General features: G+C 71.7%; 24 protein-coding genes. 10 read left to right on the top strand and 14 right to left on the bottom strand.

Annotation, left to right across the window (positions count from 1 at the left end):
- Both ybeY and H3H34_RS04085 read left to right on the top strand, forming a co-directional pair.
- On the top strand, positions 1-522 hold the full coding sequence (ybeY, locus tag H3H34_RS04090; RefSeq protein ID WP_194743931.1) for an rRNA maturation RNase YbeY: 522 nt from the start codon (positions 1-3) through the stop codon (positions 520-522).
- Positions 522-1,412 (top strand): hemolysin family protein, encoded by an 891-nt coding sequence (locus H3H34_RS04085; protein WP_194743930.1) that lies wholly within the window; start codon positions 522-524, stop codon positions 1,410-1,412. Before ybeY ends, H3H34_RS04085 begins: the two co-directional genes overlap by 1 nt.
- A 49-nt stretch (positions 1,413-1,461) precedes the next feature.
- Here H3H34_RS04085 and pspF read toward each other — a convergent pair whose 3' ends face one another.
- Positions 1,462-2,481, bottom strand: coding sequence for a phage shock protein operon transcriptional activator (gene pspF, locus H3H34_RS04080; protein ID WP_194743929.1), 1,020 nt, complete (start codon positions 2,479-2,481; stop codon positions 1,462-1,464).
- A gap of 292 nt (positions 2,482-2,773) precedes the next feature.
- Here pspF and pspA point away from each other — a divergent pair, with 292 nt between their 5' ends.
- From pspA to H3H34_RS04040, 8 genes are all read left to right on the top strand, one after another.
- On the top strand, positions 2,774-3,448 hold the full coding sequence (gene pspA, locus H3H34_RS04075; RefSeq protein WP_194744118.1) for a phage shock protein PspA: 675 nt from the start codon (positions 2,774-2,776) through the stop codon (positions 3,446-3,448).
- Positions 3,449-3,451: 3 nt separating this feature from the next.
- Entirely contained in the window at positions 3,452-3,733 is a 282-nt protein-coding gene (gene pspB / locus H3H34_RS04070; RefSeq protein WP_194743928.1) for an envelope stress response membrane protein PspB, read from the top strand.
- Position 3,734: 1 nt separating this feature from the next.
- On the top strand, positions 3,735-4,124 hold the full coding sequence (gene pspC, locus H3H34_RS04065) for an envelope stress response membrane protein PspC (RefSeq protein ID WP_194743927.1): 390 nt from the start codon (positions 3,735-3,737) through the stop codon (positions 4,122-4,124).
- 38 nt (positions 4,125-4,162) lie between these two features.
- Complete coding sequence (locus tag H3H34_RS04060; protein WP_194743926.1) at positions 4,163-4,444, top strand: hypothetical protein; 282 nt, start codon at positions 4,163-4,165, stop codon at positions 4,442-4,444.
- A gap of 65 nt (positions 4,445-4,509) precedes the next feature.
- Positions 4,510-4,914: a SufE family protein gene (locus tag H3H34_RS04055; RefSeq protein WP_194743925.1), complete on the top strand. Its 405-nt coding sequence runs from the start codon at positions 4,510-4,512 to the stop codon at positions 4,912-4,914.
- Complete coding sequence (locus tag H3H34_RS04050; protein WP_194743924.1) at positions 4,911-5,354, top strand: PaaI family thioesterase; 444 nt, start codon at positions 4,911-4,913, stop codon at positions 5,352-5,354. The genes H3H34_RS04055 and H3H34_RS04050 overlap by 4 nt, the downstream gene beginning before the upstream one ends.
- On the top strand, positions 5,351-5,743 hold the full coding sequence (locus H3H34_RS04045) for a PaaI family thioesterase (protein WP_328831173.1): 393 nt from the start codon (positions 5,351-5,353) through the stop codon (positions 5,741-5,743). The genes H3H34_RS04050 and H3H34_RS04045 overlap by 4 nt, the downstream gene beginning before the upstream one ends.
- A gap of 44 nt (positions 5,744-5,787) precedes the next feature.
- A complete protein-coding gene (locus tag H3H34_RS04040; RefSeq protein ID WP_194743923.1) occupies positions 5,788-7,332 on the top strand; it encodes a CYTH and CHAD domain-containing protein in 1,545 nt (514 codons plus the stop codon).
- Here the strand turns inward: H3H34_RS04040 and H3H34_RS04035 are convergent.
- The 13 genes from H3H34_RS04035 to H3H34_RS03975 form a co-directional block, all read right to left on the bottom strand.
- The gene (locus H3H34_RS04035; protein WP_194743922.1) at positions 7,265-8,362 is read right to left on the bottom strand and encodes a glycerophosphodiester phosphodiesterase; all 1,098 of its coding nucleotides are present in this window, start codon (positions 8,360-8,362) and stop codon (positions 7,265-7,267) included. The genes H3H34_RS04040 and H3H34_RS04035 overlap by 68 nt on opposite strands.
- Complete coding sequence (locus H3H34_RS04030) at positions 8,362-10,674, bottom strand: TonB-dependent receptor (RefSeq protein WP_235945266.1); 2,313 nt, start codon at positions 10,672-10,674, stop codon at positions 8,362-8,364. The genes H3H34_RS04035 and H3H34_RS04030 overlap by 1 nt, the downstream gene beginning before the upstream one ends.
- Positions 10,675-10,788: 114 nt before the next feature.
- A complete protein-coding gene (locus H3H34_RS04025; RefSeq protein ID WP_194743921.1) occupies positions 10,789-11,481 on the bottom strand; it encodes a glutathione S-transferase family protein in 693 nt (230 codons plus the stop codon).
- A gap of 99 nt (positions 11,482-11,580) precedes the next feature.
- On the bottom strand, positions 11,581-12,183 hold the full coding sequence (locus H3H34_RS04020) for a PEPxxWA-CTERM sorting domain-containing protein (RefSeq protein ID WP_194743920.1): 603 nt from the start codon (positions 12,181-12,183) through the stop codon (positions 11,581-11,583).
- A 59-nt stretch (positions 12,184-12,242) separates the two neighbouring features.
- Positions 12,243-13,829, bottom strand: coding sequence for an alkaline phosphatase PhoX (locus H3H34_RS04015; RefSeq protein WP_194743919.1), 1,587 nt, complete (start codon positions 13,827-13,829; stop codon positions 12,243-12,245).
- A 186-nt stretch (positions 13,830-14,015) separates the two neighbouring features.
- Entirely contained in the window at positions 14,016-15,962 is a 1,947-nt protein-coding gene (gene uvrC / locus H3H34_RS04010) for an excinuclease ABC subunit UvrC (RefSeq protein WP_328831169.1), read from the bottom strand.
- A 91-nt stretch (positions 15,963-16,053) separates the two neighbouring features.
- A complete protein-coding gene (locus tag H3H34_RS04005) occupies positions 16,054-16,902 on the bottom strand; it encodes a flagellar motor protein MotB (RefSeq protein WP_207790792.1) in 849 nt (282 codons plus the stop codon).
- Positions 16,903-16,907: 5 nt separating this feature from the next.
- Positions 16,908-17,771 (bottom strand): flagellar motor stator protein MotA, encoded by an 864-nt coding sequence (motA, locus tag H3H34_RS04000; RefSeq protein ID WP_194743916.1) that lies wholly within the window; start codon positions 17,769-17,771, stop codon positions 16,908-16,910.
- A 90-nt stretch (positions 17,772-17,861) separates the two neighbouring features.
- A complete protein-coding gene (locus H3H34_RS03995) occupies positions 17,862-18,770 on the bottom strand; it encodes a flagellin N-terminal helical domain-containing protein (RefSeq protein WP_194743915.1) in 909 nt (302 codons plus the stop codon).
- A gap of 30 nt (positions 18,771-18,800) precedes the next feature.
- Positions 18,801-20,678, bottom strand: a complete 1,878-nt coding sequence (locus H3H34_RS13270) for a flagellar hook-associated protein FlgK (protein ID WP_194743914.1) — start codon at positions 20,676-20,678, stop codon at positions 18,801-18,803.
- Positions 20,671-20,976 (bottom strand): hypothetical protein, encoded by a 306-nt coding sequence (locus tag H3H34_RS03985; protein WP_194743913.1) that lies wholly within the window; start codon positions 20,974-20,976, stop codon positions 20,671-20,673. Before H3H34_RS03985 ends, H3H34_RS13270 begins: the two co-directional genes overlap by 8 nt.
- Positions 20,976-22,085 carry a flagellar basal body P-ring protein FlgI gene (locus H3H34_RS03980; protein WP_194743912.1) on the bottom strand — a complete coding sequence of 370 codons (1,110 nt, stop codon included), beginning with the start codon at positions 22,083-22,085 and terminating at the stop codon, positions 20,976-20,978. The genes H3H34_RS03985 and H3H34_RS03980 overlap by 1 nt, the downstream gene beginning before the upstream one ends.
- Positions 22,085-22,726, bottom strand: coding sequence for a flagellar basal body L-ring protein FlgH (locus tag H3H34_RS03975; RefSeq protein WP_194743911.1), 642 nt, complete (start codon positions 22,724-22,726; stop codon positions 22,085-22,087). Before H3H34_RS03975 ends, H3H34_RS03980 begins: the two co-directional genes overlap by 1 nt.
- Between the last annotated feature and the right edge of the window lies 1 nt (position 22,727).

Below are 22,727 nucleotides of genomic sequence, written 5' to 3'. Positions count from 1 at the left end.
GTGCTTGACGTCGCCGTCGAGGTGCTCGGGGGCAACTGGGACGCCGAGGTCGCGCCCGAGGCGATTGCCCGGCGCGCGGTTGCGGCCGCGCTCGAGGGCGCGGGCCTCGGCGATCTGCTTTCGGCACCTGCGCTCGATCTCGAGGTCTCGGTGCTCTTCACCGACGATTCCGAGGTGCGCGCCCTCAACCGGGACTGGCGGGGGAAGGACCGGCCCACGAACGTGCTCTCCTTCCCGATGCTCTCCGCACAGATGCTCCGCGCCCTCGTCAAGGCGCCCGAGGGAACCCATCTGCTTGGCGACCTTGCGCTCGCCTTCGAGACCTGCGCGGCTGAGGCGACCGCGGCCGGCATCCCTCTTGCCGACCACGTCACCCACCTCCTCGTTCATGGCACGCTCCATCTTCTCGGCCATGATCACGAGGCCGAGGACCGGGCGGAGACGATGGAGGCGATCGAGCGGCGGGTGCTTGCCGGCCTGGGCATCGCCGACCCCTACGCTCGCGCGGAGGCGCGCGGCTGATGGGAGACCCTTCGAGTCCGCCCGCGCCGCCGCGCCTGTGGCAGGCGCTGAAGGCCCTGCTGCCGTCGCGCGGGCGCGAGGCGAGTCTGCGCGAGAGTCTCGAGGAAGCAATCGAGGAGCATGTCGAGGAGACGGCGGCCGCCGACGACCTCGATGCCGGCGAGCGCGAGATGCTCCGCAACATGCTCGACGCCGGGGACCGCACCGCCGCCGACATCGCCACTCCCCGCTCCGACATTGACGCGCTGGCCGAAGGGACCGGCTTTGCCGAGGCGGTCGCCTTCTTCCGCGAGACGGGCCACACCCGGGTGCCGCTCTACCGCGGCTCGCTCGACGACGTGACCGGCATGGTCCACCTGAAGGATCTCTTCGCCATCCTCGCCGGCGCCGGCCCGCCGCCGGCAACCGTCGACCCGCTCAGGCGGCCGGTGCTGTTCGTGCCGCCCGGCAAGCCCGCGCTCGACCTCCTCTCCGACATGCGACGCACGCGGACTCACATGGCAATCGTCGTCGATGAGTTCGGCGGCACCGACGGGCTCGTCACCATCGAGGACATCGTCGAGGAGATCGTCGGCGACATCGAGGACGAGCACGACGAGGCCGAGCCCGAGCCGCTCCGGGAGGTGGCGGGCGGGTTCGAGGCCGACGCGCGCCTTCCGCTGGACGAGCTCGAGGAGCGGCTCGGCGTGACCTTCACTGCCGAAGAGCTGGCCGACGAGGTGGACACGCTTGGCGGGCTTGCGGTGCTGGTTGCCGGCCGCGTGCCGGCGGTCGGGGAGCGGATCGCGCTTCCCAACGGCTGGGTCCTCGAGATCCTCGCGGGCGACGACCGCAGGCTCGAGCGGCTTCGGCTCCACCCACCCGCTGCGGAGGAGGACGCGGAGGCCTGAGCGCTGGCGCCGGGCCCCGTTCGGGCGGAGGCCGGGTGCGGCCGTTCCGTCAGGCCGGCGGCGCCGCCCCGCCGCTCAGAAGCTCATGCCGCCGGAGCGCGTGCCGGAGCTGATCGTAGGAAAGCCCAAGGAGCGCGGCGGCCTTGCGCTGGTTGTGCCGCGCCTCGGTCATCGCCGCCTCGAGGAGGCGCCGCTCGTGCGCGGCGACCGAGGCGCGGAAGTCGGCGGGAAGCCGCACCGCCCCGTCCTCGTTTCCGGCGGCTGGCGCTTCCCGGAGGCTCGACTGCGGGCGCCAGGGGCTGGCGAAGGGGTCGAGCGCGATCGCGCCCACGGGGCGGTCGGGTTCGGCCCAGCGGTAGACGGCGCGTTCCACCACGTTGCGCAGCTCGCGCACATTGCCCGGCCAGTCGTGGGCAAGCAGCGCATCCATCGCCGCCCGGGTGAAGCCGGGAAAGCCGCTCCAGCCGATCTCGCTTGCCATGCGCCGCCCGAAGGCGTCGGCGAGCAGCGGAATGTCCTCGCGCCGGTGGCGCAGGGGGGGGAGGGTGATGACCTCGAAGCTGAGCCGGTCGAGAAGGTCGGCCCGGAACCGGCCGCGCGCGGCAAGCGCGGGCAGGTCCTCGTTGGTGGCGGCCACCACCCGAACGTCGACCGAAAGCGGCCGGCTGCTGCCAAGGCGCATGAGCTCGCCATATTCGATGACGCGCAGCAGCCGCTCCTGGCCGGCCGGAGTCAGCGTGCCGATCTCGTCGAGGAACAGGGTGCCGCCGTCGGCCTCCTCGAACTTGCCGCCGCGCGCCCGGGTGGCCCCCGTGAAGGCGCCTGCCTCATAGCCGAACAGCTCGGCGTCGATGAGGCTTTCGGGCAGCGCCGCGCAGTTGAGGGCGACGAGCGGCTCCTCCCAGCGCGGCGAGAGGCGGTGGAGACGCTCGGCGATCATCTCCTTGCCGGTCCCGCGCTCGCCGACGACGAGCACCGGGCGATCGAGCTGGGCGACGGCGCTCGCGCGCTCGAGGGCGTCCAGGAAGGCCGAGGACTGGCCGACGAGCTGGGTGGGCTTGGCAGGCACGGACGACCTTTACCCGGGTTGGCGAAAATTCCCAAGCCTTGGCGCGTTCCACGGGTCTGTGTCGCGAGCCCGATGACCAACTGCGTGATTCCGAACGCTATTCCCGCTTGGCACGGTGCTTGCATTCCGCGGACTGCCACAGGAGCGAACGACCATGACCCACGCCGCCGACGCGCCTCTTGCCTTGCCCCCGCCCACGATCGCGCCGCGGATTGCCTCCCCGGCGCCGCCCTGCCCCTTTTCATCGCCCGCGCGGCAGTCCACGCTCGCCGCCATCCAGGAGACCTTGCCCATGGGAATCTTCTCCCGCGCCCGCGACATCATCCAGGCCAATGTGTCGGACCTGCTCGACCGCGCCGAGGATCCGGCCAAGACCATCCGCCTTGCCATCATGGAGATGGAGGAGACCCTGGTCGAGGTGAGGGCGTCGGCCGCGCGCACCATCGCCGACCAGAAGGAGATGCGCCGTACCATCGTGAAGCTCGAGCAGGCGGCCGCCGGCTGGGCCGAGAAGGCCGAGCTTGCCCTTTCCAAGGGCCGGGAGGATCTGGCCGCGGCCGCGCTCACCGAGAAGCAGAAGGTGACGGCGATGGCCGGGCAGCTTGCCCAGGAGCTGGAGGTGCTGGCCGAGCAGCTCGCCGCCTACGAGGACGATATCCAGAAGCTCGAGGCCAAGCTCCGCGAGGCCCGCGCGCGCCAGACCTCGCTCATGGCGCGGCTGGAGACGGCGCAGAACCGGGCGCGGGTGCGAGCCATGACCCGCGGCCAGCGCGTGGAGGAAGCCTTCTCGCGCTTCGAGATCCTCGAGCGCCGCGTGGATCTCGCCGAGGGCCGGGCCGAGAGCTACGACCTCGGCGCACCGCGCAAGTCGCTCGACGACGAGATTGCCGAACTTCGGGCGGCAGATGCGGTAAAGGCCGAGCTCGAGGCGATGAAACGCCGGCTTGCCGCCGGAAGGGAGAGCTGAGCCATGACGGAGCTCGAGCTTCTCATCCCGCTTGCGGCCGTCCTCGCGCTGTTCGTCGGCCTGCCGTGGCTTGTCCTCCACTATGTCACCAAATGGAAGCAGGCGAAGAGCCTCACCCTCGAGGACGAGAAGCTCCTCGACGAGCTGCATGAGCTCGCCCGCCGGCTCGATGAGCGTCTGACGACCATCGAGCGCATCCACGCTGCCGACCGGGCGCTCGCCGCGCCCGTGGACACCCCGCGCGTTACCCCGCTCCGGCCGCGCGCCCCGTCACGGGAGATCTGACATGCTGCGTCGTACCGGCTTCTACCTCGACACCCGCAACCGCAAGCTCATGGGCGTGTGCGCGGGCATTGCCGACTACACCGGAATCGACGTGCTCTGGGTGCGCGTGGCCATGGTGATGGGCACGCTGCTTGGCGCAGGGTTCCTCGTTCTCCTCTACATCGTCATCGGGCTGATGGCGGATGCCAAGCCCGACGCGCTCTACGCCGGCGAGGTGGACCCCGAGGATCGCGCCTTCTGGCAGAAGACGCGCGCGGCCCCCTCGCGGACCATCCGCGAGGTGCGCTCCACCTTCCGCGACATCGACCGGCGCCTGCGCGACATCGAGGCGAGCATCACGTCGGGCAACAGCCGGCTCGCCCGCGAGATCGACGAGCTCCGCCACTCCTGAGCCCAGACCATCCGGCAACCCTGGAAGAGGGGAAACACATGCTCCGTGAACTCGGCGTGCTCATCCCGATCATCGCGCTTCTCATCCCGATCGTGGCCATCGTCATGCGCCACTGGCGGAGCGTGAAGATGCGCGAGCTCGATCTCCTCGAGAAGTCCCGCGACACGCTCGACGGCGAGGCGCGCCAGCGGCTCGAGCGACTCGAGGAGCGCGTGCGCGTGCTGGAACGCATCGCGACCGACCGGCCGCTCGAACTCGCCCGCGAGATCGACCGGCTCCAGGAAGGCGAGAAGCCGGGGCGGCGCATCGCCGAAGGCTGAGCCCTCCTTCACATGACACCGGCGGCCCCTTGGCCGGAGCCGTCCGGAGACGCTAGGGCAGGCCCATGACCTTCGAGGACTTCGAAGCCGAATGGGACGCCGCCCTCGACACCGAGGACCGCTACCGCGCCCTCATCGCCTTCGGCGAGACGCTTCCGCCGATGGACCCGGCGCTCAAGACACCGGCCACGAAGGTGCCGGGCTGCTCGGCGAACGTCTGGGTCTATCCGCTTGCCGAGGGCGGCCGGCTCGTCTTCCAGGCTGACAGCGACGCCGCCATCACCAAGGGGATCGTCGCGGTGGTCGTCGCGCTCGCGCAGGGCAAGCGGGCCGAAGAGGTGCTGGCCACCGACTTCGAGGGCGTGATCGGCCGCCTCGGCCTCCGCCAGCACCTCTCCTCCAACCGCACCCAGGGGCTTCCCAACATGATCGCCCGGGTGCGCGAGGCGGCCACGCGACTCGCGGCATGAGCGGGGCCGACGCTGCCGATCAGCGGCAGAAGGCGTTCATCGGCCGCTTTCTCGCCCATGTGCCGCATCTGGCGGCGCTCGGCATCCGTTACCGGGCGCACGGGCCCGACTGGGCGGAACTCGAGATGCCCTATGCCCCGCACCTCGTCGCCTACCCCGAGACGGGGGTGATCGCCTCGGGTGCCATCTTCTCCCTCATGGACACGGCCTCGGGTCTTGCCGTCGTGATGCGCATGGCCGAGCTGCAGCCGCACGCCACGCTTGATCTGCGCTGCGACTATCTGCGGCCAGCCGAACCCGGCCGGACGGTGGTGGGCCGCGCGGAGTGCCTGAAGCTCACCCGCCGAATCGCCTTCGTCCGTGGCATCGCCCACGATGGCGACCCGGACCATCCGGTCGCCCATGTCGCGGGCACATTCATGCTGACGGCCGCGGCGTGACCGTGCTTTCCGACCTGCCGCCCTATGCCGCGACGTTAGGGATCGTCCCGAACCCGGACGGCAGCCTCACCATGCCGTTCGCACCCTCGCTCATCGGCGCGCCGGGGCGAATCCATGGCGGCGCTCTCGCTGGCCTGCTCGAGCTTGCCGCGCTCCGGGCGGTGCTCGAGGCGCTCGAGCCCGGCGCCACCGCCAAGCCCATCAACGTCACCGTCGACTATCTGCGCGAGGGCCGGATGGAAGATACCCACGCCCGGGCCACCATCACGCGGCTCGGCCGGCGCGTCGCCAACGTCCGCGCCGAGGCCTGGCAGGACAGCCCGGACCGCCTCGTCGTCGCTGCCCGGCTCAATATCCTCGTTGACCGGCCGGCCCCTGCCGTCCCCTGAGGCCGGGTTGTGACACTTCTGTTTCAACCCTACTTCTGCGGCCGATGGACGGGGTGGAACTCGAGCTGAAGGCCGGGCTCGCGGCGGCCGATCTGCGCCGCCTGCGGCGTCTGCTTGCCGCGCGCGGGGCCGCGCCGGAGCGCGGCCACCTTGTCGTCACCCGCTACCTCGACACGGCAGACGGGCGGCTGGCCAGCGCCGGCCTTGCCGTGAGGCTCCGCAGCCTCGGCGGGCGGCATCTTCTTTCGGTCAAGTCGGCCCGCACCACCGTGGGTGGATTCCAGCAGGCCCGCGAGACCGAGCTGCCGCTCCGGCACCCGCGCTTCGACCTCGCCTCGCTCCCGCCAGGGCTTGCAACCGCCATCGCCGGCCATGCCGGCGATGCGCCGCTCGAGACGCGGTTCGAGACCCGGGTGCGGCGGGCCGAGGTCGCGCTCGAGGCGCTCCACGGCCGCGTGCGCCTCGCGCTTGACGAGGGCGAGATCCGCGCGGGCGCGCTCTCCGAGCCGATCTCGGAAGCGGAGTTCGAGCTGGCCGAAGGCTCTCCCGAAGCCGTCTTCGCAAGCGCCGAAGCGCTTCTCGCGTCCCTCCCCGCGCGCCTCGATCTCCCGAGCAAGGCCGCCCGCGGCGAGGCGCTGGCCCGCGGCGCGCCGCTGGCGGTGGGGCCCCTGGCGCGCAGGCCCGAGCCGCCCGCGCCCGGCACGTCCGCCCGCGACGCCTTCGAGCGGCTCCTTGCCGCGCTCGCTTCGACCATCGCCCGGAACCTCCACGCGACGCTCGTAAGCGAGGAGCCCGAGGGGCCCCACCAGCTGCGGGTGGCGCTGCGGCGCCTGCGGGTGGCGCTGCGGCTGTTCCGCCCGATCCTCGACCCTGCGGAGGCCCGCGCGCTCGCCGAGACCGCGCGCGACCTCGGCCGCCTCGTCTCCCCGCTGCGCGATGCCGACGTGCTGGTGCCGCAGATCCTCGCGCTGGCCGAGGAGGAGGGGCAGGCAAGCCTCGCGGAGGCGCTCCGGGCATCGCACGCAGCAACGCGCGCGGCCGTCCGCCGCCGCCTGCTCGCGGCCCGCGCCACCGGGTTCGCCATCCGGCTGCTGCGGCTTGCCGCGCTCGGCGGGTGGCAGCGGCCGGGCGCCCGCGAGCGGCTTTCGCTTCCCTTCGAGGCGGTGGTCGCCCCCGGCCTCGACCGGCTGTGGAAGGACGTCCGCCACCGCGGCAACCGCCTTGCCGTGCTCGACCCGGAGGAGCGGCACGAGCTCCGGAAGGATCTGAAGAAGCTGCGCTACGGCACGGAACTTGCAGGCGATAGGGCGAGCGCGCGGCCCTTCCTTGCGGCCCTCAAGCGGCTCCAGGAGGATCTCGGGGAGATCAACGACCTCGCCGTGCTGGAAGCCTTCGCGCCGGACCTTCCGCCCGACCAGCAGGCCGCCTTCCGGGCGCTCAAGGCCCGTCTCGGCAAGGCAGGCAAGGGGAGGGCGGACACGCTGCTCGGCCGCGCCTGCCGGCACTGGCGGGCGCTTGCCGCTACCGACCCCTGGTGGCGGGCGGACGCGCTGCAACCGCTTCCCGCGCTGGCGGAACCGAGTCCGTGAAGAGGCCGTCGATGCCGGCCGCGAGGAAGGCCCGAATCTCGCCGGCCGCATCGCCGCGCCCGGCAGGCCCGCCCGGCCCCTTCAGCCCCTCGGGCAGGAAGACGTTTTCCGGCCGGAAGGTCCAGGCATGGACCGCAAGCCCGGCCGCATGGGCACGGGCCACGAGGTCGGTCGGCGGGCCGAGTCGGCCGTCGGCCCCGCGCGGCACCACGAGCGGCTTCTCGACCCCGATCGCATCGGCATAGGCGTTCATGGCCTTGAGCCCGGCATCGGTCAGCATCGCGGCGTAGGTCTGACCCGGCCGGTCGGCCGGCCCGCCGCGCGCGGCGACGAGCTGCACGAGCGGCAGCCGCGTCAGCGTCCGCAGGCGCTCGAGGTTCCCCACCTCGAAGCTCTGGATGAAGACGCGGTCGCGGGCGTCGGCCCAGCCGGCCTCGGCCAGCACCCGGAGCAGCGCCTCCTCCATCGGAAGCCCGAGGTTCCGGAAGTAGCTCGGATGCTTGGTCTCGGGATAGACGCCCACGGGCCGGGGCGCAGCCTTCGCCAGCGCCACCACCTCGGCGAAGGTCGGGATGGTCTCCTGGCCGTCGAAGCGGGTGTTGGCGGGCCGCAGCTGCGGCAGGCGTTCGCGGGCCCGAAGGCTCTTCAGTTCCGCCAGCGTGAAGTCCTCGGTGAACCAGCCGGTGACCGTCTCGCCGTCGATGGTCTTCGTCGTCCGCCGGGCCGCGAACTCGGGCCGGCGCGCGACATCGGTGGTTTCCGAGATCTCGTTCTCGTGCCGGGCCACCAGCACCCCGTCCTTCGTCATCACGAGGTCAGGCTCGATGAAGTCGGCACCCTGCTCGATCGCGAGCGCATAGGCGGCGAGCGTGTGCTCCGGCCGCTCGGCAGAGGCGCCACGATGGGCGATGACGAGCGGCCGCGTTTCGACCGGGCGATGGCGGGCGGGGGCGGCGGCCATGGCCCCCGATGCCAGCGGCAGGAGCCCGAGGCCAGCGGCAAGCGTCCGGCGGTCGAGCCCCTTGCCCATCACCGCGCGAACCGCTTGCGGACCGAGAGGAACCACTGCCGCGGCGCGCCGGCCAGCAGCGTCTGGTTGTCGCCGCGGTTGCCGAAGCCGTTCGAGCCGATCGTCGCCACATAGTCCTTGTCGAAAAGGTTGGTGACGGCGATCATCGCCTCGAAGCCCTCGAGGGCGCCGGCCTCCGGCCCGAAGCGCCAGCCGGCAGACGCGTCGACCAGCGCGCGGCCCGGCACCGACTGGTCGTTGGTGAAGGTGAAGAAGCGCCGGGACGTGTAGTTGAGCCCGATCAGGCCGAACGGCCCCTGGGGCGCATCCCACGCCACGTCCAGCCGGAACAGGTGCTTGGGCGTGTCGACGGTCTGCCTGCCGGCGATCTCCGCCAGCACCGTTCCGGCCGCGTTCACCACGTCGTCGCGGTAGGTCGAGCGGTTGAAGGCGTAGCTGCCGTAGACCTGGAGGTCGCCGAGCGGGTTCCACGCCGCCCCGGTCTCGAAGCCGGTCGAGCGCACCCGGCCGACGTTCTGGAGCACCACCGGGTTGCCGACGATGCCGGCGCCCGTCGTGATTCCAAGCAGCCGGTCGCGGAAGTTGACCAGATAGGCCGCCATCACGCCCTCAACATCACCGAAGCCGAAGCGCCAGCCGCCCTCGAGCGTCTTCGACGTCTCGGGCTTCAGCGTGTTGCGGATCGCGTCGAACCCGGCCTGGGTGGTGGCGAAAGGGGAGACGCCGGTTGCCGCCGAAGTGAAGGCGCGGCGGTTCTCGGTGTAGCTCAGGAACAGCTCCTGCCGTTCCGCCGGCTTCCAGAGCAGGCCCGCCTGCGGCAGGAACCAGTCGGCGCTCTCGATCTCGCCTGCCGCCGGAGACGTGCCGGGCACCAGCCGCTCCGAGCGGTTCCTGACGCGGTTGCCCTTGAAGCCGGCCGTCAGCGACAGCTGCTCGTCAAGCTCCCACCGGTCCTGCAGATAGACCTGCACCGTCTTGGTGTTGAAGTCGAAGCGCCACTGGGTGAAGAAGGGATCGCGCTTGAACTTGAGGCTCTGCCGCGACGGCCGGCCGGTGGTGTTGGCAAGGCCGTAGAAGCGCCGCCCCTGCGTGAAGTCATTGTCCTCGACCCATAGGCCGGCCGAGACTTGGTGGTCGCCGAGATCGAGGCCGAGGTCGGTGAGAAGCCCGAAGCGCTGGATGTCGTATTCGGTCGTGCGCACCGAGATGGGTGCGCCGCCCGGCGTGCGGACATAGGGGGTGTACCAGATGCCCTGGCCGTCGTTCTGGTGCCAGTAGGGCCGAAGCGTCAGCGTCGCCGGCGCGAGGTCGAAGGCAAGTGCGACGCTCGCGAGCCAGTCGCGCCGCAGGCCGGCCGCGTCATAATAGCTGTCGTCGACCGAAGTGATGGGCGCCGGATAGACGGTGCCGGCCGCCGGGTTCGACGGCCCGCCGCCGACATCGCCGCGGTTCTGGGCGATCTGGGCAACCCGGACGGCGAGATCCCAGTTGGGCGCGAAATTGTCCCAGCGGTAGCCGAGCCGGCGGATCATCTCGAGCGAGAGGTCCTGATAGTCATTCTCCCGCCGGTCGGAGAAGTGGAGGAAACCCGAGGCGGTCAGCCGCTCCCCAAGGTCGGCCACCAGCTTGAGGTTCGCCTGGTGGTGGCGCTGGGCGCCATCGCCCTTCCACTTGCCGGCGTCGAGCACTGCGTAGGAGAGCGCGGCGCGGAACGGGCCGACCGCACCGGTGTCCAGCCGGGCGAACAGGCGCAGCGTGTTCGACGCGCCGTAGGCAGCGTTGGCATCGAGCGCGAGAGTCTCGCCGGGGTCGCGGGAGACGAACTCGATGGTGCCGCCGAGGTTGGAGGTGCTGGCCGTCGCCAGCGCTCCGGCCCCCTGCGAGACGCGGGTGACCGCAATGTTGTCGGCGATGATCGCCCGGCTGATGTGGAGCCCGTTGGTGTTTCCGTAGCTCATGTCGCCGAGCGGCACGCCGTCGAGCGTGAAGCCGAGCTGGTTCTGGCTGAAGCCCCTGAGCGTGATGCGGGTGGACCATTCGTAGGTTCCGAAGGGGTCGGCGGAGTGGAAGTTGACTCCCGGGAGCCGCTCGATGGCCTTGAAGGGCGAAGCGCCGGGCACCTCGAGCCGCATCACCTCCTGCCCCACTTCCGTCACCTGCCGGACTTCGCCGGCGCCGAAGACGATGATCTCGCCCGGTGCCGCGGCGGGCGCTGCGGCCGACTCGGCAGCGCGGGCGGGCACTGCGGCAAGCTGGAGGAGCGGCAGAAGCCCGGCAGCCGCGAACATCGCGGAACGGCAGAAGTTTGTCATTGAGATCCCCTTGGCCACCTGTTCGTTGTGGCCAGCGCGCTGCCACCGCAAGATGACTGCGGAATGACGGCAGCGTGAACCTGTCGTGACGAAAGGGGGGCGCTGGCGGGCGCCTCAGGCAGACCCCTCGGCCCGGCCGGTCTCGACGAGGCGGCGCGCCGCCCGGCTGAAGGCTTCCGCCTCCTCCTCGCTCATGGTCTCGCGCACCGGCTCGGGCACGGCCAGGCCGCGCTGCACCGCCGGCCGCGCCTTGATGGCCTCGTGCCAGCGGGTCATGTGGACGAAGGGCTCGGGGTCCACGCCCGACCAGCGCGCCGTCCGCGTCCAGCACCAGGTCGCGATGTCGGCAATCGAATAGTCCCCGGCCAGATATTCATGGTCTGCCAGCTGGCGGTCAAGGACGCCGAACAGCCGCCGGACTTCGCCCTGGTAGCGGTCAATCGCCGGCTTGATCTTCTCGGGGAAGTAGCGGAAGAAGACGTTGGCTTGGCCCATCATGGGGCCGATGCCGCTCATCTGGAACATGAGCCACTGGAGGACGCGCGAGCGGCCCTTGACATCCGTGGGCAGGAGCATGCCCGTCTTCTCGGCGAGGTAGACGAGGATGGCGCCGCTCTCAAACACCGGGAAGCCGTCATCCTCGATGGCGGGGATCCGCCCGTTGGGGCAGATCTTCAGGAACCATTCCTGCTTCTGCTCGCCCTTCATGAGGTCGAGCGCGCGCACCTCGTAAGAGAGGCCCATCTCCTCGAGCGCGACCGAGACCTTGTGACCGTTGGGTGTGGCGGCGGTGTAGAGCGTGATCATCGCGACTCCGGCTTTGGCGCCTGCGTCTAGCGCAAGCCAGGGGGCCCGCCACCCCTCGGGGAGGGGAGGGCGGGCCCGGAGGAGCCGCTGGCGGGGCCGTCAGGCGCGGGCGAGACCCGGACGACGGCGCAGGGCGAAGCCGACGAGCCCGAAGCCGGTCACGAGCAGCGCCCAGGTGCCCGGCTCGGGAACGGCGCCCGGCGTCAGCACGAGCTGGAAGCTGCTGCCCGGGCCGAGCTGCCCCGGTGCGATCACGAAGTCGCTCGTGGTGCCAAGGAGCCCACCCAGCAGCACGCCGACCGCTTCGCCCGACGGACGGAACAGCGCGCGAAACCCGGTGCGGTCCGGCGCCACGCCGACGGCGGCATTCGAGAAGAAGCCCTGGACGTTGCCAATGGTGGAGAAGGTCGGCCCGCCGAGAAGGGTCACCTCGAGCGCGTTCAGGTTCTGCCCGAGGGTGACCCCAGTGAAGACGTCGACGATCGAGTCGAAGAAGATGCCGCCTTCGTCCCCGGCCTCGAGCAGGAGGTCGACCGCGATGGGCTGGAAGGCGTTGAGCGCGAAGTCGATCGAGAGCGTGCCGGGGGTTGCTTCGAATACCGTGCCACCATTGCCGCCGGGCGCCGTGATGCCAGCGACCTGCACGGCCGAAGCCGGCGCGGCAAGCGCCGCGGCGGCGAGAAGGACGGAGAGTCTGGTCATGATCATGTCCCCTTGTTGGAAGGGGCGGAGCAGCGTGTCGCCGCCCCGCCCGGAAGGCGTCAGAGGTTGCCGAGACCCCAGGGCCCGGTGATCGCGAAGGTGATGCCCGGCGTGTAGTTGTTGACGTAGAGCACCCGGCCCGTCGGGTCGAAGGTCGCACCCGCGAACTCGGCCCCGCGATAGTCGCCGGCGGCGAACTGGCCAGTGCGGCCGATCGCGGCGATGTCCGCGTTCGAGAAGACGACGTTCGACTTCGCGAAGATGTAGGCCAGGCCCTGGGCGGTATAGCCCATGAGCCGCTGGCCAGGGCCGAAGGCGTCCACCACGGCGGAGCCGTCGTCGCAGGTGAGGAGACCGCCGCGCGGGCTGATGCAGATGTTGTCGACGTTGTTGCCGGCCACGCGCGCGGCTGCCGCATAGACCAGGGTGAGGGTGCCGCGGTCAGGGTTGCTGCGGCTCGGCGTGTAGCGCCAGATGCAGCCGAGGCCCCGGCCGGCACGACGGGCACCGCCGCTCTCGTAGCCGAAGCTCGTGTCGGTGATGAAGAAGGACTGGGTGCGATTGTCCCACCAGATGCCCTCGCCACGGCTCATGCGGAGCGCTCCGGCCTCCCGCGCCTGGCGGAACGGGCCGGAGACGTTGCGGGTGCCGGTGTCGGGGTTGTCGGGCCCGACCTCGGTGTAGTCGGCCGGGCTTGCGTCGGGGTCGGCGATGTCCACCCATTCGATCTGGAGCGTCTGGCCCACCCGCTCGACCTGGCTCGGGCGGATGCCGGCAAGCGCGAGCAGGTTGGCCCGCTCGACGCCGACCACCTTGGCCGCCTGCAGCCGGCCGCCGGCGAAGAGCGCACCATAGCGGCGCGACCGGTCGTTCGGGATGAAGCGGTAGAAGCCCGCCTCGTTCCGGGCATCCTCGGTCTGGTAGATGTAGCCCGTCACGGGGTCGAAGGCGACGGCCTCGTGGGCGAAGCGGCCCATGTCGCGGATCGGTTCGGCCACCGTCTGGAGCGGATCGGCATGGACGTCGAACACATAGCCGTGGCGCCGCCCGCCCGAGCCGGTGAGGTTGGTCTCGGTCTCCTCGCAGGTGAGCCAGCTCCCCCAGGGGCTCGCGCCGCCAGCGCAGTTGACAAGCGTGCCGCCGATGTTGGCCTTGTGCTCGACGAGCTGGCCGTTGCGCACGCGCAGCACGGTGCAGCCGCCCGCGGGCCGACCCGCCGGGATCGTCACGTCGTCATAGACACCGCCCGGGTTGCCCGGAACCGTGAGCAGCGAGCCCGCACCCAGCTCGTGGTTGCGGATGAGGACATGCTCGACCGTGCGGCCCGTCGCCACGGTGGACACGACCGCCATGCCGTCGTGGCTCGTGGGCACCCGCTGGCCGTCGTCCATGCGGTCGCCGCGGAACGAGAAGCTGTGGTAGCTGAAGCCCCGAGGAAGCTGGAGCAGGAAGAGACCGGTCGAAAGACAGCGGACCGGGGCGATCGGTCCATAGGGGCTGGCCGCAGGCGCCGTCTGCTCGCCAAGGCCGTTGGTCGTTGCATGCGCCTCGTTGGCGATGAAGGCCGCGAACGGCCCGGCCATGGCGGCGGTCACGGCGCTGCCCTTCAGCAGCCCGCGGCGATTGAGCGACACCATCTCGTTCATCCGTGCATCTCCGAGCAAGGCGGGAGCGGCCCATACCGCTCGCCGGCCGCGGCCGGTTAATCGCCATTGGTGACGGCACGGCGAATGACAGGTGACGGACAGGTGAAGGAACCGTGACAGCCTGGGGATAAACGAAGGTGCGGACTGTCACACACGCGGAAATTCAAGTATTGAGAGTGACTCGCATTACTGGGAGAGGTCGGCAGCAGATGCAGCGGGGTGGAAATGCTGCCACACCGCCTCGGCGGTCGCCCGGTTGATCCCCGGCACCTTCAGGAGATCCTCGAGGCTGGCCCCCTTCACCGCCCGGGCGGTGCCGAAGTGCATGAGGAGCGCCTTCTTCCTTGCCGGGCCCACGCCAGGGACCTCGTCGAGCGTCGAGACCGTCATCGCCTTCGTCCGCCGCGCCCGGTGGGCACCGATCGCGAACCGGTGGGCCTCGTCGCGCAGCCGCTCGAGGAAGAAGAGGAGAGGGTCGCCGGGCGGCAGCGTCAGCTCGCGCCCGTCGGCAAGGTGGAAGACCTCGCGGCCCGCGTTCCGGTCAGGCCCCTTGGCGATGCCGACCACCGGCACGTCCTCCAGCCCCAGATCGGCAAGCGCCGCCAGCGCCGCCGAGACCTGCCCCCGGCCTCCGTCGATCAGGAGAAGGTCGGGCCACGCATCGCCGGAGCGGGCCGGGTCCTCCTCCAGCGCCCGCCGGAAGCGCCGAGTGAGAAGGCTGCGCATCATCCCGAAGTCGTCGCCGGGAGTCACCTCGCCGGGCTTCATGTTGAACTTGCGGTAGCCGGACTTCACGAACCCTTCGGGCCCGGCCACGATCATGGCCCCCAAGGCATGGGTGCCCATGACGTGGCTGTTGTCGTAGACCTCGATCCGCCGCGGCGGCTCAGGCAGGCCGAAGGCCTCGGCAAGACGTGCAAGGTTCGCCTCGGCAGTGCCGCGTTCGGCAAGGCGTCGCGCGACCGCCTCGGCAGCGTTCCGGCGCGCCTGCTCGACGAGCGCGCGGAGCCGGCCGCGCTGCGGCGCGACGAGCGTGACCCGGTGGCCCGCCCGGGCGGACAGAGCCTCGGCCAGAAGCTCGGCATCGGGGAGCGGGCGGTCGAGGAGGATGCGGGGCGGCGGTGGAAGTTCCTCGTAGAACTGGCCGAGGAAGGCCGAGAGGACCTCCTCCTCGCCGACGTCGCCGGCGTGCGCCGGGAAGAGGGCCCGGTGCCCCCAGTTCTGCCCGGACCGGATGAAGAAGACCTGGACGCTGGTGACGCCCCGGTCCCGCGCCAGCGCGACCACATCGGCATCGAGCCGGGTATCGCCGGCATGGATGGCCTGGCTTCCCTGAATGGTGGCGAGCGCCTTCAGCCGGTCGCGGTAGACCGCCGCGCGCTCGTAATCGCGGACTGCGGCCGCGTCCTGCATGGCTGTCTTGAGCCGCTCCTGGACTCCGTTCGCACGGCCGGCAAGGAAGGCCTTCGCGTCGGCCACAAGCGCCGCATAGGCGTCCGTGTCGATCCGCCCGACGCAGGGGGCAGCGCAGCGCCGGATCTGGTAGAGGAGGCAGGGCCGGCTGCGGTTGGCCATGAAGCTGTCGGTGCAGGAGCGCAGAAGGAAGAGCTTCTGGAGCGCGTTGAGCGTGGCGTTCACGGCGCCCGCGCTGGCGAACGGCCCGTAGTAGACCACGCCCTCCTTCCGCGCGCCGCGGTGCTTGGCGAGCCGGGGGAAGGCGTGGCGCTCGTCGAGCGCGATGAATGGGAAGCTCTTGTCGTCGCGCAGCACCACGTTGAAGGGCGGACGGTGGCGCTTGATGAGCTGGCTCTCGAGAAGGAGAGCCTCGGCCTCGGAACCGGTGGTCACCACCACCATGCCCCGGGTGAGCGCCACCATGCGCTTCAGGCGCTGCGGCAGCCGCTCGACCTGGGTGTAGGTGGCCACCCGGTTCCGCAGCGCCCGCGCCTTGCCGATGTAGAGGATGTCACCGGCCGCATCGACCATGCGGTAGACGCCGGGCTGGCGGCCGAGCGTGCGGCAGGTCTCGCGGATGGCGGCAAGACCTGCCTCGAGGTCGGGCTGACCGCGGGCGACGACGGCCGTCTGCGCGGCCTCGAGGAAGCGGTCGGAGCTATCGGGCGTCTCGGGCACGCGCCTCATCTGGCGCGCGGCAAACCACCCCTCAAGCCCCGGCCGCGCTCCGCGGTCCGCTTCGTCGCCCTCCCCCCCCCGCGCGCGTCCGCTATTTCCCCGGGCCGGAGGGGGCAGCGGACGCCTCGCGAAGCACGGTGACCGACATGCGCCGGTTGCGGGGATCGGCCGGGTTCTCCGGGATCAGCGGCTCGGTATCGGCAAGCCCTTCGAGCCGGCTGAACCGCTCCTCGCCGAGGCCGTTCCTGGCCAGCACGGCCCGCGTCGCCTCGGCCCGGTAGGTGGAAAGCGTCCAGTTGTTCATGCCGTTCGCGCCCGAAAAGGGCACGCTGTCGGTATGGCCGCGGACGGCAAGCCGGTTCGGCACGTCGCGCACGGCCTCCGCCACCACCCCAAGGAGTGCCCGGGCGCGCGGGTCCATCTCGGCCGTGCCCGAGCGGAACATGGAATAGTCCTCCTTGTCGATGAGCTCGATCCGCAGGCCCTCGTCGGTGACCGTCATCCGCAGCTGGTCGCCGAGATCCCTGAGGCCCGGGTCAGACTCGACCCGGCGGCGGATCGCTTCCGCCACCTCGCGCATGCGGTCGAGCTCCGACGGTGTGCTCTGCGTGTTCCTCGACTGGAAGGGGGTGGCCGGACGCAGGCCTGACAGCTGCGGGTGGGGGGCATTTCCTTCCGGCTCCTCGAGCGAGCGCCCCCCCATCACGCCGTTCGACCCGCCGGAGCGCTCCATGGGAAGGATGGTGGGGGCGAAATAGTCGGCGATGCCCTTGCGCTTCTCCTCGTCGGTGGCGCCGAGAAGCCACATCAGGAGGAAGAAGGCCATCATCGCCGTCACGAAGTCGGCATAGGCAACCTTCCACGCACCGCCGTGGTGGTGCGCGTGCTTGCGGCCCCGGACCTTCTTGACGAGGATCTCCGGCTCGGGCGCCGGGCCCATGGCGTTCACTTGCCCCGTGCCCCTTCGAACACCTCGGTGAAGCTCGGCTGATACTCGGGCGCGATGGCGGTGCGCGCCTGCTCGAGCACGATGGGCTGCGGCTGGTTACGGAGCGAGGCGAGGATGACGCGGCGGACAACCTGGTAAATCTGGGAGTCGGTTTCCTCGATCTGCCGAAGCCGGTTCGAGAGCGGGCCGACAAGGCCATAGGCCAGGAACACGCCGAGAAAGGTGCCAACGAGGGCCGAGCCAATCATCGCGCCCAGCACCGGAGGCGGCTGGTCGATTGCGCCCATCGTCTTGATGACGCCGAGGACGGCGGCAACGATCCCGAGGGCGGGCAGGGCGTCGGCGAGCGTCTGCAGCGCCTCGGCGGGCTTGGAGGCGTGGTGGTGGTGCGTCTCGATCGCGGTGTCGAGCACGTCCTCGATGGCAACGCTCGAGACCGTACCCGTCGAGACCACGAGGAGCCGCAGCGTGTCGGTGACCAGGTGAACGAAGAAGTGGTCTGCCCTGAGCTTCGGATACTCGCCCCAGATCGACGAGGACTCGGGCGTCTCGACGTGCGGCTCGACCGCAACCGCCCCTTCCGTCTTCAAGAGCCGCATGAGCTTGACCGTGAGCGCGATCGCGCCGAGATAGTCGGCCTTCGTGAAGCGCGGCCCTTTGAGCACCCGCGCCACCCCCTTGCCCACCTCCTTGATGAGCGACATCGAGTTGCCGATGATGAGTGCGCCCGTCGCGGCTCCGCCGATGATCATCATCTCTGCCGGAAGCGCGGCGAGCACGGGCACGATGTTGCCGCCGGCGAGCAGGAACCCGCCGAACACCATCACCAGCAGCACGACCAGTCCGACGATGGCCATCATGCGGCCGGCACTCCCGATGTCGCGAAGGGGCTGCCGACATTTACGCGCCGCCCGGTTCGCCGTTTAGCCGGGCAGCGGCCGAGGGACGCCTCAGCCGAGGCGGTCGAACAGGCTGGTGCCGTGCACGCGCTGGAAGATCTCCTGGGCGGCGCCGAGCGTCAGCCGCAGGGCCTCGAGCTCGGAGAAGGCGGCGGCAAGGTCCAGCCCCTTCACGCTGGCGAGCCCCCGTGCCACCTCGAGCCGCCCAGCCGCGACACGCTCGGTCTCGCTCTCGAGCCGCGCCATGGCGGTGCCGATGAGGGCCTGCGCCGTCGCCAGCCGGTCCTGGTCTTCGACGAGGGCGGCGAGCGCTGCCTCGAGGCCCTGCTGGCGGAGGACGTCGTCCGGCTCGGTGAGGGCCTCGAGAAGGTCATCGAGCGTGGCGAACGCGCCTGTCTCGTCGGTGCCGAAGAGTTCGGGGCCCGTAGGCGGGGCGAGGCCCTCGATCCCGGCCGCTTCCGCGCCGTGGGCGGTGCCGAACCCCTCGTAGCGGACCACCCCTTCCTCGTCCTCGGCATAGGCGGGCAGACCGTCCCGCGCGCCGGCGAAGAGGAAGCGGCCGGCCTCATCGCGCGCATTGGCGAGCGCCAGCAGCTGGTCCCGGAGCCCGCGCACCTCGGCGGCGATCACCGGCCGATCGGCTGGCCCGGTTGTGCCGTTCGCGGCAAGGAGCGCGAGCTCGCGGGCGCGGACGAGCAGCCGGCCGGCGTCGGCGACTGCGGTCTCTGCCAGCGCGAGCCGGCTGCTCGCGCGGTCGATGCCGCGCTGCTCGGCGACCAGCCGCGCATCCAGCCGGGCGAGGGCGGCGGCACGCAGCTGGCCGGCCGGGTCCTCCGCAGGCTCGGTGAAGCGTTCCCCGCGGGCAATCCTGCCCTCCAGCCGCTCGATCCGGTTGTCGATCGCCACCATCCGCTCGGCTGCCGTCGAGGCCACCTGCCGTCCGCTGACCAGCACGAACATCGCCCGTCTCCCTTCCTCGCGCCGGCGGTCTCAGGTGCCCACCGACTGGAGCAGCGCGGCGAAGGTCTCGCGCGCCGTCTGGATGATCCGCGCGTTGGCCTGGTAGGCCTGCTGGAAGAGCAGCATCTCGGCCGCCTCGCGGTTGAGGTCAACGCCGCTCGCCTGCGCCAGCGCTTCTGCGGCGGCGTCGCGGTTGGCACGTGCCGCCTCCTCCCGGACCCGGGTCTCGGACAGCGGCACGGCGATGCCCGAGACGAGCCGGTCATGGCTGTCCTCGAGCGTGCCTAGCGGCCCGCGGGCTTCCCGCAGTGCGAGGAGCGCCACGGCGTTGGCGTTGCCGCCCTGGCCCGGCTCGGTCATCCGGATGCGAAAGGAGTCGCCTTCGGCGGGGCGGCCGGAAATGCGGATCTCGAAACCGTCGCCGGCGAGCCAGTCGCCGACCGCGCCGCTTGTCACCACCACGCCGTCGGCGTCGCGCAGTTCGAGAAGACCGCCGGGGAGCACCTCGACCGCGAGCGGCAGAACGAGCGGCGGCGCTGGCGGCGGGTCGAGCGGAGGACCGCGACGAATCTCGGCGCGCGCGACGCCGGCATTGCCCGGGGCGGCATCCGCAAGCCAGCGCGGCGCTGCCGCCACCTGGGCGGGCGCAAGCGGGCGAAGCGCGATCCCGGCTGCACCCGTGCGCGGCGAGAGCAGGAACAGGTCACCGCCGCGCGGGGTCCCTGCCGCCTCGACCGTCACGCCGTCGAGGGAAAGCGGCATGGTGCCGGTGACGGAGGCGCTGAGGTCGGCCCGGGCGAGCGTCCATTCGCCCGACGTGGCATTGAAGGCGAGCCGCATCGGCCCGGGCGCCGCGCCATCGGCCAGCGACACGGCGATGCGGGCATCACCGCCGTTGCCGGCCGCTGCGTCGACCACCATGCGCGTGGTTGCGAACAGCGGCTCCCCGTCCGCGCCCGTCGCATCGGCGCCTGCCATGTGGGCGGCGTTCATGTCCGCAGCCACCCGGTCTGCCAGTGCGTCGAGCCGGTTCCCGGCCTCGACGAGCAGGGTCCGGGCGAGGGAGAGGCCGGCGAGTGCCCCGCTAAGCAGCGGCGCCGGCTCGTCGCTGCCAGCGGCGCCGATGCGCAGCACGAAGCCGCCGTCGGGCGCCCGCACCACGCGCGCAGCTTCGCTCCTGGGACCATCGACCAGGAGCGGGCCGCCAGCATCGCCCAGTCTGACCTGCGCCATGCCGCGGGCATCGAGCCGCACGTCGATGGTCGCCACCTGCGCAATCTCGCCAAGGAGCTTGTCCCGCCGGTCGGCAAGCCCTGCCGCGGCGCCGCTTCCCGGCGTGGTCCGCCGGAGCTGGAGGTTCACTTCCGCGAGCGCCCGGCCGAGCGAGACGAGCCGCGCTGCTTCGCCGTCGGCATCGGCCTTGAGGTCGCGCTCGAGGCGGCCGAGGTCGGCGGCGCTGGCGTTGAAGCGGTCGGCGAGCGCATCCGCCCGGGAGAGGAAGGTGGCCCGGACGGCGATGGACGACGGGTCCGCCGCCAGGTCGGAAAGGCTTGCGAACAGCTCGGAGAGCGGCTGGGCGAGCGAGGCCGGGCCAGTCAGACTCGCCTGGACGAGCGAGAGCCAGCGCTCTGCCGCCTCCAGCATGGCGACGTCCCCCTCGGTGCGGCGAAGACTGTCCTGGCGGATGAGGTCCGCCGCGCGCACGATGCCCCGCACCTCGACGCCGCCGGCGCCGACGGGGTCGCGCTCGAACGGCGAGAGGGCGGCCGGAGGCAGGAGCGAACCCACCTGGACGCTGCGGCGCACGTGCCCGGGCGTGGCCGCGTTCGCGACGTTGTCGGCGATCTGCTCGAGCGCCATCCGCGTGGCGCGCACGCCGGAGAGCGAGAGGCCGAGGAGGTCACTCACGGCCGGCCTCCGGGGCGTTGGCGGCCAGGGTCGCGCCGAGCTCGCGGGCAAGCCCGAAGGGCTGGCCCGCGGCGATCAGCCGGGCGAGGTGCCGGTCGACGAGGTCCTGCCAGTCTCCGGCTCCGCCTGCGAGCGCGCCGGCGAGCCCATCCGCCCGCAGCGCCTCGGGCCGCGCGGCCCTGAGCATGTGCTGCACCACCAGCGCCTCGAAGCCGAGCATGGCCTCGCGCGCGCTGCGCGGCAACGGCTCGGCGGCTGCGGCCGCTCCGGGCGGGGGCAGGGAGACGGGCCCGGGCATCAGATGACCACCAGCTCGGCGCGCAGCGCGCCGGCCTCGCGCAGCGCCTCGAGGATGGCGACGAGATCTCCCGGAGCAGCGCCCAGCGCGTTGATGGCGTCCACGAGGTCCTGCAGGCGCGGGCCGGGCGCCAGCACCGCCATGCGCACCTGCTCCTCCTCGGCCGCGACGTCGGACTGGGGGGTCACCACCGTGCGGCCGCCGCGCGCAAATGGTGCCGGCTGGGAGACGTTGAGGGTCTCCGTCACGCGGACGGTCAGGTTGCCGTGGGCAACCGCGGCCGGGAGCAGCCGGACGTTGCCACCGATGACGACGGTGCCGGTGCGGGCATTCACCACCACCCGCGCCGGCGGCGCGCTGCCCGAGACCTCGAGCGCCTCGATCCGGGCGGCAAGCCGCACGCGCGCCGCCGGGTCAGCCGGAGCCCGCACCGCGACCGAGACGGCATCGAGCGCCTCGGCCACGGGCGCACCTTCGGCAGCGTTGATGGCCTCGGCAATCGCCTGGGCGAGCGAGAAGCTCGGCGACAGAAGGTCGAGCACGAGCGGCGCCGGCCCGCCGGCCGGCCCCGGGCCGGCAAAGGGCAGGGGGACCGCCCGCTCGACGATCGCGCCGCCCGGGATCCGCCCGGAGGTCGGCGTGTTGACGACGATCCGGGAGCCATCGGCCCCCTCGGCGCCGAAGCCGCCGACGGTCAGCGGCCCCTGCGCCAGCGCGTAGGTCTCCCCATCCGGCCCCTTGAGCTCGGCCAGCAGCAGCGTGCCACCGCGCAGCGACTTCGCCCGCCCCAGCGCCGCGACCGAAACGTCGATCCGCTGGCCCGGCTTGGCGAAGGGCGGCAGCTCGGCCGTCAGCATCACGGCGGCGCTGTTCTTCAGCTGGGCGTTGGCGTTGGGCGGCACCCGCACGCCAAGCGCGGCGGCGGCCGAGCGCATCGACTGGAGGGTGAAGACGAGGTTGTCGTCGCCCGTGCCCGGGAGCCCGACGACAAGCCCGTAGCCCACGAGCGCGTTGCCGCGCACGCCCTGGAAACGGGCGACATCCTTCACTCGCTCGGCCAGCGCCGGAAGCGCAAGGATGAGCGCGGCAAGAAAGACGAGCGCGCGCATCAGTAGGGGGTGATCCGGTCGAAGAAGCGGGCAAACCAGCCCTGCCGGGCCTGGGCGGCCACTTCGCCCGTGCCGGAGTAGCGGATGCGCGCGTCGGCCACGCGGGTGGAGGGCACGCGGTTGTCGGGCCCGATATCCTCGGGCCGCACGAGGCCGGTCAGCTGCACCTGCTCCTCGCCGCGGGTGAGGAGGAGGCGCCGGTCACCCGCAACCCGGAGCGTGCCGTTGGGGAGCACGTCGGTCACCGTCACGGTGAACTCGCCCGACAGGCGGTTCGACTGCTGGGTCGCGCCGCGGCCATTGAAGCTCGTGTCGCTGCCGCCCGAGAGCGCCCGCTCCGCCGCATCGGTCACGGGCAAGCCCGAGATGTCGATGGCCCGCTGCGACTGGCGCTGCGCCGTCTGCGCGGCCGCCTTCTCGGCCACAGTGCGCTCGACGAGAAGGATGGTGAGGAGATCGCCCACGCGCGCGGCCTTGCGGTCCGTGCCGAGACCAGCGCGGTGGACGGCGCCCGCCCAGATGCTGCCCGTCGCCGCCCGCGCCTCGGGCGGCGGCTGCGGTGCCGGCGGGGCAGGGGGGATGTAGGCCACCTGCTCGCGAAAGCGGTCCGCCTTGCACGCCCCGAGCAGGACAAGCAGCACG

This window comes from Thermaurantiacus tibetensis, from assembly GCF_015354055.1.
Taxonomy (GTDB): domain Bacteria; phylum Pseudomonadota; class Alphaproteobacteria; order Sphingomonadales; family Sphingomonadaceae; genus Thermaurantiacus; species Thermaurantiacus tibetensis.
This window is presented reverse-complemented; position numbering and strand designations above follow the sequence as displayed.